Origin of the sequence: Streptomyces sp. CG 926, assembly GCF_003148825.1 — a bacterium.
In the GTDB taxonomy this organism is placed as follows: Bacteria; Actinomycetota; Actinomycetes; order Streptomycetales; family Streptomycetaceae; genus Streptomyces.
In genome coordinates this window covers 192,264-209,252 of the sequence record NZ_QGGZ01000008.1, presented here as the reverse complement: position 1 = coordinate 209,252, position 16,989 = coordinate 192,264, and the positions used below count along the sequence as shown (strand labels likewise).

Annotated in this window: 10 protein-coding genes; 6 read left to right on the top strand and 4 right to left on the bottom strand. The window is 71.1% G+C overall.

What is annotated here, in order from left to right; translation table 11 throughout:
• Positions 1-129 precede the first annotated feature (129 nt).
• From BCL76_RS22325 to BCL76_RS22315, 3 genes are all read right to left on the bottom strand, one after another.
• Positions 130-1,782, bottom strand: a complete 1,653-nt coding sequence (locus tag BCL76_RS22325) for a peptide ABC transporter substrate-binding protein (RefSeq protein ID WP_258309844.1) — start codon at positions 1,780-1,782, stop codon at positions 130-132.
• 472 nt (positions 1,783-2,254) lie between these two features.
• Entirely contained in the window at positions 2,255-4,159 is a 1,905-nt protein-coding gene (typA, locus tag BCL76_RS22320) for a translational GTPase TypA (protein WP_109781218.1), read from the bottom strand.
• 334 nt (positions 4,160-4,493) lie between these two features.
• The gene (locus BCL76_RS22315) at positions 4,494-6,809 is read right to left on the bottom strand and encodes an ABC transporter family substrate-binding protein (RefSeq protein ID WP_258309843.1); all 2,316 of its coding nucleotides are present in this window, start codon (positions 6,807-6,809) and stop codon (positions 4,494-4,496) included.
• Between the two features lie 347 nt (positions 6,810-7,156).
• On the opposite strand from BCL76_RS22315, the gene BCL76_RS22310 reads away from it, so the two are divergent.
• From BCL76_RS22310 to BCL76_RS22285, 6 genes are all read left to right on the top strand, one after another.
• Positions 7,157-7,381, top strand: a complete 225-nt coding sequence (locus BCL76_RS22310; RefSeq protein WP_109781216.1) for a hypothetical protein — start codon at positions 7,157-7,159, stop codon at positions 7,379-7,381.
• Positions 7,382-7,483: 102 nt separating this feature from the next.
• Complete coding sequence (locus tag BCL76_RS22305) at positions 7,484-8,308, top strand: hypothetical protein (RefSeq protein ID WP_109781215.1); 825 nt, start codon at positions 7,484-7,486, stop codon at positions 8,306-8,308.
• A gap of 1 nt (position 8,309) precedes the next feature.
• Positions 8,310-10,226, top strand: a complete 1,917-nt coding sequence (locus tag BCL76_RS22300; protein ID WP_109781214.1) for a fumarate reductase/succinate dehydrogenase flavoprotein subunit — start codon at positions 8,310-8,312, stop codon at positions 10,224-10,226.
• Complete coding sequence (locus BCL76_RS22295) at positions 10,223-11,002, top strand: succinate dehydrogenase/fumarate reductase iron-sulfur subunit (RefSeq protein ID WP_109781213.1); 780 nt, start codon at positions 10,223-10,225, stop codon at positions 11,000-11,002. Before BCL76_RS22300 ends, BCL76_RS22295 begins: the two co-directional genes overlap by 4 nt.
• A 411-nt stretch (positions 11,003-11,413) precedes the next feature.
• Positions 11,414-13,435 carry a TPM domain-containing protein gene (locus tag BCL76_RS22290; RefSeq protein ID WP_109781381.1) on the top strand — a complete coding sequence of 674 codons (2,022 nt, stop codon included), beginning with the start codon at positions 11,414-11,416 and terminating at the stop codon, positions 13,433-13,435.
• Positions 13,436-13,470: 35 nt separating this feature from the next.
• The gene (locus tag BCL76_RS22285) at positions 13,471-14,190 is read left to right on the top strand and encodes a PspA/IM30 family protein (protein ID WP_109781212.1); all 720 of its coding nucleotides are present in this window, start codon (positions 13,471-13,473) and stop codon (positions 14,188-14,190) included.
• A 144-nt stretch (positions 14,191-14,334) separates the two neighbouring features.
• Here BCL76_RS22285 and BCL76_RS22280 read toward each other — a convergent pair whose 3' ends face one another.
• A complete protein-coding gene (locus BCL76_RS22280) occupies positions 14,335-16,944 on the bottom strand; it encodes a SpoIIE family protein phosphatase (RefSeq protein WP_181382679.1) in 2,610 nt (869 codons plus the stop codon).
• Positions 16,945-16,989: the final 45 nt, after the last annotated feature.

Below are 16,989 nucleotides of genomic sequence, written 5' to 3'. Positions count from 1 at the left end.
GCCAGCGGGGATTGCCCGCGGATGTGAGGGGTGCCGAAGTAAAAACGGCCTGCCGAGCGGGGCCGCGGCCCACCGGTCACCCGGGGGCCGCGGCACGTTCGCTCCTGACGGATATACCGTCCGAACCGATTACTTCTTGAGCGAGATCTTCTCGAGGATCGGGTCCTCGTTGAAGTTGATGTCGTCCAGACCGTTGAACTTGTCGGTCGCCATCAGGCGGAACTGGGAACGGTTGAAGGTCGGGATGAGGGCCATGTCGTCCATGGCCATCTTCTCGGCCTGCTTGTACATCGCCAGACGCGCGGCCTCGTCCTTGGTGGCGCGGGCCGTGTCGATCAGCTTGTCGAACTCGGGGTTGTTGTAACGGACGCGGTTGTCACCGACCACGTTGCCGTCCGCGTCCTTGTTCATCGAGGTCGAGTGCAGCAGCGGGAACAGGAAGTTCTCCGGGGTCGGGTAGTCCGCGCCCCACGCGAAGCGGTAGATACCGGTCGCGCCCTTGCCCTGCTGCTCCTTGAGCATGCCCGGGAAGTCCTTGCCGTCCAGCTTGACCTTGACGCCGAGGACGTCCTCGAGCTGCTTCGCGATGGCCTGGACCCACTCTTCGTGGCCCGCACCGGTGTTGAAGCTGAACTTGATCTCGGTACCCGGCTTCAGGCCGCCCTTCTCGGCGTACTCCTTGGCCTTGGCGACGTCCTGCTTGACGCAGGAGGTGCACAGGTCCTTCTGGTACGCCTTCGGGAACGACGGCGGCACGATGGTGGTCGACGGGGTCTGGAAGCCCTGGAAGACACCCTTGGCGATGGCCTGACGGTCGATCGCGTAGGAGATCGCCAGACGGGCGTCCTTGTTGTTCGTCGGACCGTTGTCACCGATCGGCAGAACGTAGTTCATGCCGCTGGTGTCCTTGGCGAACCACTTGTTCTGCGGCTTGAACTTCGCCTCGGCCGTCTTGAGCATCGGCGTCGGGATGTGCGCGTAGTCGAAGGTGCCGGCCTGGAAGCCGTCGTACTCGAGCTGCTGCGCGGTCTTGTCGTTGAGGAGCGTGACCTGGACCTTCCCGAGGGAGGCCTTCTGCAGTCCGTAGCTGTCGTTACGGACGAGGTTGATCGCCTTGTTGTGCTCCCACGTGCCGTCCATCTTGAACGGACCGTTGCCGACGGGGGCCTCGCCGAACGCCTTGTCCTCTTCGCCGACCTTGGCGACCTTCGGGACCGGGCTGTAGGCGTTGTGCGCCGTCTTCAGGACGAACTCGCAGTCCGCCTTGGACAGGTCGACCTTGATGGTGGTCGGGTCCGGCGTGGTGACACCGCTGAAGGTCTTGGCGGAGCCGTCCTGCAGCTGCTCGTAACCCTTGATGCCGGCGAAGTGGTACGCCACGTCGGACGCGGCGGCCTTGTGCGCGGCACGGGCCCAACCACGGGCGAACGACTCGGCGTCGACGACCTCGCCGTTGGAGAACTTGGTGTCCGGCTTGATCTTGAACGTCCAGGACGTGCAAGCCTCGTCCGAGGTCGCCGACTCGGCGAGCAGGGGCTCGGCCATGCCGTCCGGCGTGTTTCCGTACAGGCCGGTGAACAGGGCGTTGGCCAGCAGGACACCGGTGGACTCGTGGGCGCGCCCCGGGTCGATGGTGTCCGGCTCGGTGCTACCGAGCCGGAACACGCCGCCGTCGGCGTTGGCCTTGTCCTTGCTGTCACCGTCACCGCCGCCACAGGCGGTAGCGGCCAGGGCGACGACAACCGCGCCCACGACCCACTTGGCGCTCTTGGCACCGCGCATGGGTTTCCTCCTCATGAGTCCACTGATCGACTTGAGGGGCAAAAAAACCTCGCCGACACCCCTGACGGCGAGCAATTTTCCTGCCCATAGTGTGCTCGTGAGTCGGCGCGATCCCCACATCGCGTGACCCATTGACCCGAGCTCAATGGAGCCATCCTCAGGGACTGTCAGGCCGTAAACCACACTTAAGTGGTCTCGTTTTCACAACATCGATCCGCGGCAGAAACCCGAAATCCGGACAAACGGATAGGAGACAGACACGTGCGAAACGGACGGTTAGCTCATCTTCCGGAGTGTCACGGTCGGTATGCGGACACCTGAACGCAAAAATCCGCTTGACATAAGCGAACAGCCCCTCCCTTCACGGACTCCGTGAAGGGAGGGGCTGTTGCACTACCAGGGCCCTGTGGCCGGCTGCGCCGACCGTTGCCACCGCCCGAGCAAATTCGGGCGAACAGTCGTACGGCTGTTGTTACTTGGCGGACTTGGCGCGCGACGCGGTGCGCGAGCGCTCCTTCTGGTCCAGGACGACCTTGCGGATACGGACGGCCTCCGGGGTCACCTCGACGCACTCGTCGTCGCGGCAGAACTCCAGGGACTGCTCCAGGGAGAGCTTGCGCGGGGGCACCACGTTCTCGGTGTTGTCCGCGGAAGCCGCACGCATGTTGGTGAGCTTCTTCTCCTTGGTGATGTTCACGTCCATGTCGTCGGCGCGCGAGTTCTCGCCGACGATCATGCCCTCGTACACCTCGGTGCCGGGCTCGGTGAACAGGACACCGCGCTCCTGCAGGTTGATCATCGCGAACGGCGTCACGGAGCCGGCGCGGTCGGCGACCAGGGAACCGTTGTTACGGGTCACCAGCTGACCGAACCACGGCTCGTGGCCCTCGTGGATCGAGTGGGCGATACCGGTACCGCGGGTGTTCGTCAGGAACTCCGTACGGAAGCCGATGAGACCGCGCGACGGGACCACGAACTCCATGCGGACCCAGCCGGAGCCGTGGTTCGACATGTTGTCCATGCGGCCCTTGCGGACGCCCATGAGCTGCGTGACCGCGCCCATGTGCTCCTCGGGGACGTCGACCGTCATGCGCTCGACCGGCTCGTGCACCTTGCCGTCGATCTCCTGCGTGACCACCTGCGGCTTGCCGATGGTCAGCTCGAAGCCCTCGCGGCGCATCTGCTCGACCAGGATGGCGAGCGCGAGCTCACCACGGCCCTGGACCTCCCAGGCGTCCGGACGCTCGGTCTCCAGCACGCGGAGCGAGACGTTACCGATCAGCTCGCGGTCGAGGCGGTCCTTCACCTGACGCGCGGTGACCTTGCGGTCCTTGACCGCGGACTTGGCGTCCGCGCCCTTGCCGCTGCCGCCGCGGCCGACCATCGGGGAGGTGTTCGTACCGATGGTCATGGAGATCGCCGGCTCGTCGACCGAGATCAGCGGGAGCGCGATCGGGTTCTCGGTGTCGGCCAGGGTCTCGCCGATCATGATGTCGGGGATACCGGCGACCGCGCAGATGTCACCCGGGCCCGCCACCTCGGCCGGCTTGCGGGTGAGCGCCTCGGTCATCATCAGCTCGGTGATGCGGACGTTGGACTGGGAGCCGTCACGCTTGATCCAGGTGACGGTCTGGCCCTTGCGCAGCTCGCCCTGCTCGACGCGCAGGAGCGCGATACGGCCGAGGAAGTTGTCGGCGTCCAGGTTCGTGACGTGGGCCTGCAGGGGCGCCTCGTCGTCGTACACCGGGGCGGGGACGTGCTCCAGGATGGTGGAGAAGAACGGCTCCAGGCTGTCGCTGTCCGCGGGGACGGTGCCGTCCTCGGGCTTGGTCAGCGAGGCGATGCCGTCACGGCCACAGGCGTAGACGATCGGGAACTCGATCTGCTCCTCGGTGGCGTCCAGGTCCAGGAAGAGGTCGTACGTGTCGTTGACGACCTCGTCGATCCGGGAGTCCGGGCGGTCCGTCTTGTTGATGCAGAGGATGACCGGCATGTTCGCCTGCAGGGCCTTGCGCAGGACGAAGCGGGTCTGGGGCAGCGGACCCTCGGAGGCGTCCACCAGCAGGACGACGGCGTCCACCATGGACAGACCGCGCTCGACCTCACCACCGAAGTCGGCGTGGCCGGGGGTGTCGATGATGTTGATCGTGATCGGGGCCCCGCCGTCCTTGGGGTGATACTTCACCGCCGTGTTCTTGGCGAGGATCGTGATGCCCTTCTCACGCTCCAGGTCGTTCGAGTCCATCATGCGGTCGTCGAGGTGCTGGTGGGCGGCGAAGGCACCGGCCTGCTTGAGCATGGCATCGACGATGGTCGTCTTGCCATGGTCGACGTGGGCGACGATGGCGACGTTACGGATGTCGTGGCGCGTGGGCACTTCGGCGCTTCTCCCGGGATCGTGGATGGCGTCGCGTACGGTCCGGCACGCGCGCCTCGGCCGGGCGAAAACCTGCCACGGCCTTACCCCATGGTACGTCGAATGGCGGGAACCGCCTGCCGGGGGTCTGTCAAGAGGCCGGACGCATGAGTGCGGCCGGGGGTTTCGTGGGGTGCCCCGACCGCCGTTCCGGCCTGTATACACGCGGGTCAACGGGTATGCACGACCTTGCCCGCCGGTGGATCCGGCGGGCAAGGGACTTGAGTCACATCTGAGCTTGCGACCCTGCGGTCAACCAGACAGGCACCGCTTTGTCATCACTTCTTCTCCCGCGCTACTTCTTCTTGTCCTTCGCGGTGGGCGCCTTCTTCCAGCCGATGTCCTGGAAGCGGGGAGCACCGAGGCCGAAGGCACCGGCGTTGGCGAGGCCCGGCTTGACCGCCACCAGCTCGGGGCGCTGGAAGAGGGGGATGGAGCCGGCCGCGGCCCAGATCCGGGCGTCGGCCTTGCGCATCAGCTCACGGGACTTCTCCTCGTCCAGCTCGCCGAGCGCCTGGTCGAACAGCTGGTCGATGTGGTCGGTGCCGACCCGGGTGTAGTTCTGTTCGACCAGGAGCGAGCCGTCCGCGGCCGGCTCCGGCTTGGCGAAGATGGGCCGGGCGTCGGTGGCCGGGTAGGCCGTCGCGGGCCAGGAGTAGAGGGCCAGGTCGTACTGCCCGGAGGCGATGTGGTCCTTGAAGAAGCTGTCGTCGGCCACCTTGATCGTCTCGGTGTTCACGCCGACCTTGCGGAGCATCCCGGCGATCCGCTCGCCGACCGTGCGCAGGGCCTCCGAGCCGGGGCCCGCCGGGAGGACGAAGCGCAGCGAGAGCGCCTTGCCGTCCTTGGCGAGCATGCCGCCGGAGGTGCGGACGGGCTGCTTGGCGGGGGCCGGCGCCGGGGAGGCCTTGGCGGGGTCGACCTCGTCGCGGGCCAAGGCGCCCTTGGCGTCGTCGGTGGCGTCCGTCCGGGCGGCCCGGGCGACCTGGGCCGCCTGGGCGAGCAGCGAGGCTTCCTGCTGGGCGCCGAAGGGGGCGGGGGCCAGCACGGGGGACGGGCCGTCCTGGGCGCCCGCCGGGGCGGTGTCGGCCTCGGCGCGGTCCTCGGTCGCCGAGCGCGGCTCGCCGTTGGCGCCGTCGTCCTGGCCCACGATGTAGAGCCCGTCGTTGCCGGTGCCCGGGCCCGAGGGGGTCTTGGAGTCGTCCTGCTGCTCGCTCTCCGGGCCGGCCTTGGCGCCCACCGGCTCGGTGATCTTGCCGCCCTTGCGCCAGCCCGCGTCCGCGAGCAGGGCCTGGGCCGCGTGGGTGTCCTGACCGCCGAGCGCGTCGCTGTTGTCGGCGTACGCCCGCTGCCCGGCCAGGGCCAGGTGGCTGCCGACCGGCTTCGCGGGCAGGCCGAGCGGCTTCAGTACGACCTCGGCCAGCGCCTGGCGGTCCAGGGCCCGGGCCACCGCACGGCGCACCCGCTCGTCCGCCAGCGGGCCGGAGGCCCCGTTCATCGCGAGCTGGGTGTAGGCCGGCTCCAGGGACTTGCGCACGGTGAAGGCCTTCAGCGCCGTCTGCTCCTGCGCGTACAGCTTGACCGAGTCGAGGTGCTTCTGGCGGCTCTCCGTCTCCGTCGCGGCCTTCTCCTCGTCCACGCCGAAGGCGGTCGCCCACGACAGCGTGGCCTCGGCCGGGGTCAGCGCGGCGTCCGGGCCGTGGGCCGGCGCGCCGCCCGCGCCCGGGCCGTTCTTGGCGGCCGCGTCGCGGCGGGCGAGGGCGATGCGGTCGGCCCCGGCCCGGTCGATCTCCGCCAGATCGAGCTTCCCGGCGGCCAGCGCCGCCGGGCGCTCGGCCCGCGGCACGGCCGTCAGGACCAGCGAGTCCAGCTTGGCCGGGCGCCCCCACCAGCGCGCGTTGCGGGTCAGGGCGGCGGTGCCGGTCTTCTTGTCGATCGCGCCCAGCGCGAAGGGTCCGGCGGTGATCTTCAGCGCGCCCCGGGCGCCCTCGTTGAAGGCATCGGGAGTGCCGGTGACCTGCTTGGGGTAGAGCGGGGTGAAGAGCGAGCGCCAGTCGGCGTACGGCTTGTTGAAGGTGACCCTGACCTCCAGGTCGGTCTTGCCCTTCTCGATCTTCTCGATCCGGTCGTAACCGGCGTTGCGCGCCGTCCAGTACGCGGAGTCCTTGCCGTTCAGGGCCCGCCACTGCGCCACGAAGTCGGCGGCGCCGATCTCGCGCCCGTCGCTCCACACCGCCTTCTGGTTCAACTTGTACTGGACGACCTGCTTCGGCTCCCGCTCGATGATCTCGGCCTTCTCCAGGTAGTCCGGATTGGCCATCGGCCGGCCCTTGGCGTCCAGCACGAAGAGCTGGGGCAGCACGGCGCCGGCGATCCTGTTGGTGGTGGCGTCCGCGTCGGCCTGGAAGGTGTTGAGGGTGTCCGGGAGGGTGTCCACCGCCCAACGCATCACACCCCCGTCCGCGACCTTGTCGCGGGTGGTCGTCGCGATGTCCTGTCCTGCGGCGGCCTGGCCGCCCTCGTCGTCACCCGCGCCGCAGCCCGTGAGCAGCGGCAGTGCGAGGACTCCCGAGGTCAGGAGCGCCAAGGACCTGCGCCTTCTCTGGGACATGGGTGGTACCTCCGGGGCGGGGCGTGGGGGAAGCATGATCACGTTCGGCGGTATATGGAGCTGATCACACCGGTTGCCGGAACCCACTGAAATGGACGCTCCGCCACACCCCCCGCACCCGCCTCTCGCCACGCCGCGAACCCCACCCGTGCGGACCAATCCCGCTTGCGCTGCGGGAGGCGTTCCCCCGGGAGAGGGATGAGAATGGGGGCCAGGGAGGGGCGCACGGTTCACGCCTGCGCGCCCGCAATCGCTGCAGATCCCTTCACACGGGGGACGGGAAGCGCGACACTCGCAGGCGCACATGAGCGTTGCCACCGCACCCGGCGCGGAAGCGAGGTCACATCATGTCCCTGCACGACGATCTGAGTGCCGTACGGCGCAACCTGGACGAGCTGACGCGCAAGGTCGAGCGGCTGGAGCAGCAGGCCGCACGCCGGAAGCCGTCGACGACGGCGGCCGGTCCGGACCCGTCCCGGATGGTGACGGTCCCGGACACCCCGTACGACAGCTCCCTGTGGACGGACTCCGACGACGAGGGCCTGGGCGCCCGCGACCGCCGCGCCCCCTGAGCCCGTCCGTCCCGGACCCGCATCCACCCACGCCCCGACCCGCCCGGCCGTCCGCGGCCGGGCCGGCCGGGCCACCCCTCATCACTCCACCCGGAGTCTTCTTTGGCCACAGGCACGGAACGACCCCAGCAGCGGCCCGGCGGCGTCCACGACGCCTCACGGGCCGCGATCGCGGCCCGGCACCTGCGGACCGACCGGTGGTGGCTGTCGCCCGCCGGCACCGCGGCCGGACTGTTCGCCTTCATCGTCTACTCGACCTGGCGGGCCTTCGCGAACGCCGACTACTACGCGGCCCCGTACGTCTCCCCCTTCTACTCCCCGTGTCTCGCGGAGAACTGCGTCCCGATGAAGGGCGGGCCCAACTGGGAGATCTTCGGCAGTTGGTGGGGCCTCTCCCCCGCCCTGCTGATCCTGATCTTCCCGCTCGGCTTCCGACTGACCTGCTACTACTACCGCAAGGCCTACTACCGGGGCTTCTGGGCCTCGCCGCCCGCCTGCGCCGTCGCGGAACCGCACACGAGGTACACCGGCGAGACCCGCTTCCCGCTGATCCTCCAGAACGCGCACCGGTACTTCTTCTACGCGGCGGTCCCGGTCGCGGGCATCCTCACCTACGACACGGTGCTGACCTTCCGCGACCAGCACTACGCCTGGGGCCACATGGGCCTCGGGACCCTGCTGTTCCTGGTCAACATCACGCTGATCTGGGCCTACACCCTGTCCTGCCACTCCTGTCGGCACATCATGGGCGGCCGGCTCAAGCACTTCTCGAAGCACCCGGTGCGCTACCGGCTCTGGGGCTGGGTCAGCCGGCTCAACGCCCGCCACATGCAGCTGGCGTGGGCCTCCCTGATCAGCGTGGCCCTGTGCGACTTCTACGTGTACCTGCTGGCGAGCGGCGCCTTCACCGACCCGAGGATCTTCTGAGATGGCTCAAGTGGAACGGCAGCAGTGGGACGTGGTCGTGGTCGGCGCGGGCGGCGCCGGACTGCGCGCCGCGATCGAGGCCCGCGAGCGCGGCGCCCGTACGGCCGTGATCTGCAAGTCCCTGTTCGGCAAGGCCCATACGGTGATGGCCGAGGGCGGGATCGCCGCCTCCATGGGCAACGTCAACGAGGGCGACAACTGGCAGGTGCACTTCCGCGACACCATGCGCGGGGGCAAGTTCCTCAACCAGTGGCGGATGGCGGAGCTCCACGCGAAGGAGGCCCCGGACCGGGTCTGGGAGCTGGAGACCTGGGGCGCGCTCTTCGACCGGACGCCGGACGGGAAGATATCCCAGCGCAACTTCGGCGGGCACGAGTACCCGCGCCTCGCGCACGTCGGGGACCGGACCGGCCTGGAGCTGATCCGCACGCTCCAGCAGAAGATCGTCCAGCTCCAGCAGGAGGACTTCAAGGAGTACGGGGACCACGAGGCCCGGCTCAAGGTCTTCCAGGAGTGCACGGTCACCCGGGTGTTGAAGGACCGCGGCACCGCGGCGGACGGAGCGAGGGTCTCGGGGACCTTCTGCTACGAGCGCGAGACCGGCCGCTTCTTCGTGCTGGAGGCCCCGGCGGTCGTCCTCGCCACGGGCGGGATCGGCAAGTCGTTCAAGACCACCTCCAACTCCTGGGAGTACACGGGCGACGGCCACGCGCTGGCCCTGCTCGCGGGCGCGCCCCTGCTCAACATGGAGTTCGTGCAGTTCCACCCGACGGGTATGGTCTGGCCGCCGTCGGTCAAGGGCATCCTGGTCACCGAGTCCGTGCGCGGTGACGGCGGGGTGCTGCGCAACTCCGAGGGCAAACGGTTCATGTTCGACTACGTCCCCGACGTCTTCAAGGAGAAGTACGCCGAGTCGGAGGCGGAGGGCGACCGCTGGTACGAGGACCCGGACCACAACCGGCGCCCGCCCGAGCTGCTGCCGCGCGACGAGGTGGCGCGGGCGATCAACTCCGAGGTGAAGGCGGGCCGCGGCTCACCGCACGGCGGGGTCTTCCTCGACGTGTCCACCCGGATGCCGGCCGAGCGGATCAGGCGGCGGCTGCCGTCGATGTACCACCAGTTCAAGGAACTGGCGGACGTGGACATCACGGCGGAGCCGATGGAGGTGGGCCCGACCTGCCACTACGTGATGGGCGGGATCGCGGTCGACTCGGAGTCCGCCGCCACCGTCGGGGTGCCGGGGCTGTTCGCGGCCGGGGAGGTCGCGGGCGGCATGCACGGCTCGAACCGGCTCGGCGGCAACTCCCTCTCCGACCTGCTGGTCTTCGGGCGGCGGGCGGGACTGCACGCGGCCGAGTACGCCACCTCGGCGCCGCGCCCGAGCGTCGCCCAGGCGGAGATCGACGCGGCGGCGACGGAGGCACTGGCCCCCTTCCACGCCGCCGAGGGCGCGGAGAACCCGTACACGCTCCACCAGGAACTGCAGACGACCATGAACGACCTCGTCGGGATCATCCGGCGCGAGGGCGAGATGGCCGAGGCCCTGGAGAAGCTCGCGACCCTGCGCGTACGGGCCTCCCGGGCCGGCGTCGAGGGGCACCGGCAGTTCAACCCGGGCTGGCACCTCGCGCTGGACCTGCGGAACATGCTGCTGGTCAGCGAGTGCGTGGCCCGGGCGGCCCTGGAGCGCACCGAGAGCCGGGGCGGGCACACCCGCGAGGACCGCCCGTCGATGGAGCGCGCCTGGCGCCCGGTGAACCTGCTCTGCAGGCCGGTGGACCCGGCCCCGGTGGATCCGGCGGCCGATCGGATCACCCTGGTCCGCACCCGCACCGAGCCCATCCGCCCCGACCTGCTCGCGCTGTTCGAGAAGGAAGAGCTGGCCAAGTACCTCGCCGAAGAGGAGCTGTACGGATGAGTACGTACGACGCGAGCTTCCGGATCTGGCGGGGCGACGCGGAGGGCGGGGAACTGCGGGACTTCACCGTCGAGGTGCACGACGGGGAGGTGGTCCTGGACATCGTCCACCGGCTCCAGGCCACCCAGGCCTCGGACCTGGCGGTGCGCTGGAACTGCAAGGCCGGCAAGTGCGGCTCGTGCAGTGCGGAGGTCAACGGGCGGCCACGGCTGATGTGCATGACGCGCATGTCGACCTTCGAGCGGTCCGAGACGATCACGGTCACCCCGCTGCGTGCCTTCCCGGTCGTCCGCGACCTGGTGACGGACGTGTCCTTCAACTACGCCAAGGCGCGGGAGGTGCCGGCTTTCGTGCCGCCGGAGGGGGTGGCCCCGGGCGAGTACCGGATGCAGCAGATCGACGTGGAGCGCTCGCAGGAGTTCCGCAAGTGCATCGAGTGCTTCTTGTGTCAGGACACCTGCCATGTGGTGCGCGACCACGAGGAGAACAAGGGTGCCTTCGCCGGTCCGCGCTTCCTGATGCGGGTGGCGGAACTGGACATGCATCCGCTGGACGCGGCGGCGGAGGCGGGCCTGGACCGCAAACGCACCGCGCAGGAGGAGCACGGGCTCGGCTACTGCAACATCACCAAGTGTTGTACGGAGGTCTGCCCGGAGGGCATCAAGATCACCGACAACGCGTTGATCCCGCTGAAGGAGCGGGCGGTGGACCGTAAGTACGACCCGCTGGTGTGGCTGGGGAACAAGATCGGACGCCGGTCGGCCGACTCCCGCTAGGCCGTCTCTTTCGGATCTTGTCGGGTGAGCCCGGGTCGTCCGGTGCGGTGCCTCGCAAGGCGGAGGGGCGCCCGTGTACTGGACGTACTCGGGCGCCCCGACAACGCGGCGAGGTGCCGTGCCGGGCGGGCCGGGCCCGACAAGATCCGGAAGAGACGGCCTAGGCCGCCCGGTCCGGGTCGCCCCCCGCCGCCCGCGTCCCCGGCGATCGTGCCGCCGGGGACGCGGGTGGCCGGGCCGGCGGGGTCGGTGGGGTCGGCGCCCGGAGGGGGACGGCTCCGAATGCGGGGCCGCGAAAGCCCCCATACCCTCCCAATTGTGATTCCGCCGAGAAGCAGGCCGCGCCGCAGGACGTTCGTACGGGCCGGGCTCGCCCTGGCGGCCGGGCTGCTCGCGGTCGGCGGCTGGGGCATGGCCGGGGCGGCGCCCGCACGGGCCGAGGATCCCGTCACCCTGTCCCAGCAGGGGCAGATCACCGACCGGGTGGGGGCCCTGGGCGACCGGCAGGGGTCCGTCACCGCCGCGCTCGACAAGCTGTACGCCGACCGCAGGATCCAGCTCTTCGTCGCCTACGTACGGGACTTCTCCGGGCGCTCCCCCCAGAGCTGGGCCGACGCCACCGCGCAGCGCAACGGCCTCGGCCAGAACGACGTCCTGCTGGCCGTGGCGACCGGGGCCCGCCAGTACGCCTATTCGGCCGATGTCGACTCCGGTTTCACCGAGCAGCAGCTGGCTGCCGTCGCGCAGACCGCCATCGAGCCCGCCCTGAGGCAGAACGACTGGGCGGGCGCCGCCATCGGCGCGGCCAACGGCTACGACGCCGTCCTCGGCGGTCAGCCGATCCCCGTGCCCACCATCACCCCGGGACCCGCGAACCCCGGCGGCAAGGCGGACGGCGAGAGCGGAGCCGGGGACTTCGTGCTGCCGGTGGTCGCCGTCGGCGCGGCGGGGGCGCTCGCGGCGTACACGTACACCCGCCGCAAGCGCAAGGGCGGCGCCGGTGGCGGGCGCGGTACGACGACCGGGCCGGGCTGGCCCGAAGGCGCGCCGGACCGGCTGCCGCTCCCGGAGCTGGACTCCAGGGCCAAGGCCCTGCTGGTGGAGACCGACGACGCGGTCCGCACCAGCACCGAGGAACTCGGCTTCGCCTCGGCCCAGTTCGGCGAGGAGGCGGCCCGCCCCTTCGTCGCGGCCGTGGCGTACGCCAAGGACGAGCTGACGCACGCCTTCCGGCTGCGCCAGCAGCTCGACGACGCCTACCCGGAGGACGACGCGACCCGGCGGCGGATGCTGGACGAGATCGTCGCCCGGTGCACCGAGGCGAACCGGCGGCTGGACGCCGAGTCGGCGGACTTCGACCGACTGCGGGACCTGGAGAAGAACGCCCCGCAGGCGTTGGCGAGCGTGGAGCAGGGCTATCTGGACCTGACCGGGCGCGCGAGCACCGCCGAAGCGACTTTGACCGCGCTGGCCGGGCGGTACGCGGACTCGGCGTCCGCGCCCGTCGCCTCCAACGCCGAACAGGCCAAGGACCGGCTGCTGTTCGCGGCGACCAACCTGGGGCTGGCCCACGCGGCCCTCGACGCGGGCGAGAAGGGCACGGGGGCCGTGCACGTACGGGCCGCCGAGGGCGCGGTGGACCAGGCGGCGACCTTGGTGGACGCGGTCGAGCGCCGGGCGCAGGAGTTGGCGGAGGCGGCCGGGAAGCTACCGGGCGCGCTGACCGAGACGGACACCGACCTCGCGGACGCCCGCGGACTGCTCACCGGCACGGCGGAGGGCACCTCGACGGCGGACCTGCGCGGGCGGATCGGCCGGGCGGAGGCCGTGTTGGCCGAGGTCCGGCGGGAGGAGGCGGCCGGCCGGTACGACCCGATCGACGCCCTGCGCCGGATCGAGGAGGCCGACGCGGCCCTCGACGAGGCGCTGGCGGGGGCGCGGGAGCGGGAGTCGGGGCGCCAGCGGGCGGTGGCCCTGCTCGACCAGGCCATGCTCGCGGCGCGCAGCGCGATCGGCGCGGCGACGGACTACATCACCACCACCCGGGGCGCGGTCGGCAGCCAGGCCCGGACCCGGCTGGCGGAGGCGGGCCGGCACCTGGAACGGGCGGAGTCCCTGACGGCGGCCGACCCGGCGGGGGCGCTGGCGGAGGCCCAGCGGGCGGACGCGCTGGCGCGGGAGGCGCAGCAGCTGGCGGAGCAGGACGTACGCGCGTACCAGGACCCGTACGCGGGCCGGCGGTCCGGCGGCGGCCAGGGCGGCGCCGTACTGGGCGGGATCATCCTCGGCGAGATCCTGCGGGGCGGCGGGGGATTCGGCGGCGGCTTCGGCGGCGGCCGGGGCGGGGGCTTCGGCGGCGGGGGCGGCAGCGGTCCGGGCTCCTTCGGGGGCGGCGGAACCCGCGGCCGGATGGGCGGCGGCGGCCGCTTCTGAACTGCACACATCGGCCCTGACCAGGAGAGACCACCATGAGCAAGCAGACCATCCTCGGCCGCGTCACCCAGCTCGCCAAGGCCAACATCAACGCGCTGCTGGACCAGGCGGAGGACCCGCAGAAGATGCTGGACCAGCTGATCCGGGACTACACGAACAACATCTCGGAGGCGGAACAGGCGGTCGCGACGACGATCGGCAACCTGCGGATGCTGGAGGCGGACCACACGGAGGACGTGGAGGCGGCCGCCGAGTGGGGAGGCAAGGCCCTGGCGGCGAGCAGGAAGGCGGACGAGCTGCGGGCGGCGGGCTCGGCGGCGGACGCCGACAAGTTCGACAACCTCGCGAAGGTGGCGCTGGGCCGGCAGATCCAATCGGAGAAGGAGGCGACGACGGCGGAGCCGACGATCGCCGCCCAGACGGAGGTCGTCGACAAACTGAAGGCGGGTCTGGACTCGATGCGGAACAAGCTGACCGAGCTGCAGGGCAAGCGCGACGAGCTGGTGGCGCGGGCGAAGACGGCCCAGGCGCAGAACACGATGCTGGACGCGGTGAAGAACATCGACGTCATGGACCCGACGAGCGACCTGGCCCGCTTCGAGGAGAAGGTGCGGCGGGAGGAGGCGATGGCGCTCGGCAAGCAGGAACTGGCGGCGTCCTCCCTGGACGCCCAGTTCGAAGCCCTGGACGACCTCGGCAAGTCCTCGGAGGTCGAGGCCCGCCTGGCCGCCCTCAAATCCCGCAAGGCCGCCTAGGCCCCCTGGGCCACCTGGGCCGCCTGGGCCGGAAACCGTCGGCGGCCGGAAACCCCTCCGGCCCGCTCCACGGCGGCCGCCCGGACCCCAGGAGGGTTCGGGCGCGGCCCCGGCGGCGGGCCCGACGCGGGCGGCCGCCACCCGTTATCCGTACATGCTCAGCAGCTGCTCCGCCGACAGTTCGGCGACGGCCTCCGCCGCCGCGCCGGGCAGCGGGAGTTCGAACCAGACCGTCTTGCCGCGGTGGGTGCGGCGCGTGCCCCAGCCCGCCGACAGCAGGCCGACCAGCTGGAGACCGCGGCCGCCCTCGTCGGTGTCGCGGGCGCGCCGGCGGCGGGGCTGGACCAGGTTCGCGTCCCAGACCTCGCAGACCAGCGTGCGGTCCAGCAGCAGCCGCAGCCGGATCTCGCCCTCCCCGTACCGCAGGGCGTTGGTGACCAGTTCGCTGACCAGCAGTTCGGTCGTGTCCAGCAGCCCTTCCAGGCCCCAGGCGGGGAGCTTGGCCCGGGCCAGTTCGCGGGCCCGGCCCACCGAGCGGGCCTCGCGCGGCAGTTGCCAGTCGCCGACCGCGTCCACCGGCAGGCCCTGCACCCGCGCCATGAGCAGGGCGATGTCGTCCTCGCCGTGCCGGGTGTCGAGGGTGTTCAGCACGTGGTCACAGACGTCCTCCAACGGCCGGACCGGGTCCGCGAGGGCCGCGCGCAGTCCGCGGAGCCCCTCCTCCAGGGGATGGTCACGGGATTCCACGAGCCCGTCCGTGTAGAGGGCCAGCAAGGCGCCCTCCGGCAGGTCGACCTCGACCTCCTCGAAGGGTTCGCCGCCCACGCCCAGCGGCATCCCGGGCGGTACCTCCAGGAGCAGCGCGGGCCGCGAGACGCCGGCCTCGTCCGGGGGCTCGACCAGCACGGGCGGCATGTGGCCCGCGTTGGCGATGGTGCAGCGTCGCGTCACCGGGTCGTAGACCGCGTAGACGCAGGTGGCGAGGTACACCTCGGAGCGGTCCGCGTCCCGTGAGTGCAGGGCCGCCCGGGAGGCCTGCTGGGAGCCGCCGGGGGCGCCGAGGCCACGGGCGATCTCGTCGAGCGCGGTCAGTACCTCCGCCGGTTCGAGGTCCAGCAGCGCAAGGGTCCGTACCGCGGTGCGCAGTTCGCCCATGGCGACGGCGGCCCGCAGGCCGCGGCCCATGACGTCGCCGACGACCAGCGCGGTGCGGTGCCCGGGCAGCTCGATGACGTCGAACCAGTCTCCGCCGACCTCGGTGGCCGCGTTACCGGGCAGGTAGCGGCAGGCGATGTCCAGGCCGGCCGCCTCCGGGTCGCCGGGGGGCAGCAGACTGCGCTGCAGGATCAGCGCCCGTTCGTGCTCGCGCCGGTAGAGCCTCGCGTTGTCGATGCATACGGCGGCCCGTGCGGCCAGTTCCACCGCCACCGCCCGGTCCCGTTCGCCGAAGGGCTCGCTGCCCTTGGTGCGGGAGAACTGCGCGAGCCCGACGACCGTGTCGTGGGCGACCATCGGCACGACCAGCGTGGACTGGACGAGGTCCTCCGGTCCGCCGCCCTCGATCAGCCGCGTCCGCGCCGTACGCAGCGCCAGCGCGCCCGGCGAGGCGGCCGGGTAGCGGTGGATGTCGCCCACGGAGACCGGCGCGCCGGGACCCGACAGCGGGGCGTCCGAGACGGCGGAGGCGAAGGCCACCCGGCGCAGGGCGGCCGAGGGCGTCCGGGCCGGGCCCTGGCCGGGCAGGCTGGGCACGCCCGGGCCCTGCGGCCGGGCGGGCCGGTCGTCGTCGCCGAGCAGCAGGCCCTGGTAGAGGTCGACGGCGGCCAGGTCGCAGAAGCCGGGGACGGTGACGTCGAGGAGCTCGCGGGCGGTGGTCTCCAGGTCGAGGGAGTTCCCGATGCGGTGCCCGGCCTCGTTGAGGAGGGCGAGGTTGCGCCGGACCCCGGCGGCCTCGCGGGCGGCGAGGTGACGGCGGGTGACGTCCGTGCCGATCCCGGCGACGCCGATGGGTCGGCCGCTGCCGCCGTGGACGCGGTAGAGGTTGATGGACCAGTGCCGGTTCTCCCGGCTGCCGGGCGCGGCACCGGTGATCCGTAGGTCGGTGACCGAGTCCCCGGTGTCCAGCACCCGGCGCAGGGCGGCGGCCATCCGGTCGGCCTCGTGCGCGGGCAGGTAGTCGTGCACGGTCCGGCCGCGGTGCTCCTCGGCCGCGCCCCCGAAGACGGTGGCGAACCGTCGGTTGGCCCGCTGCACGGTGAGGTCCGTGCCGAAGAGCAGGAAGCCGAAAGGAGATTGGCCGAATATCGCCTGTGAAGCCGCCAGGTCGGATTCGATCCGGCGCAGCGCGCGTACGTCGACGACGACACACAGCGCGGCCCGTTCGGCGGTCTCGGTCTGGGTGGGCATCACATAGATCTCGGCCACTCCGTGCGCGCCGTTCCCGCCCGGGATCCGGAAGGGGATCAGGCCGGTCCACTCCTTGCCGTCGAGGATCTCGGCGACCTTGCGGTGCGCGTCGGGACGCAGCTCGGGCGGCATGAAGGCGTCGACCGGGTCGCGGCCCACGGCCTGGGAGGCGCTCAGCCCGAACAGTTCCTCGGCGCGCAGGCTCCACTGATCGATGAACCCGTCGGGCCCGATCGAGAAGGAGGCGACCTTTATGTAGTCATATATCGAGCCAGGCGGACTGCTGTGCCACAGGGCGTCGTGCCATGTCTCTCGCGGCACGTCGGTCTGATGTGCCTGCGCAGGTATCTCGCTCACGCGACCGTCCCCTCCAGCTCACCGCAACCGGACCGG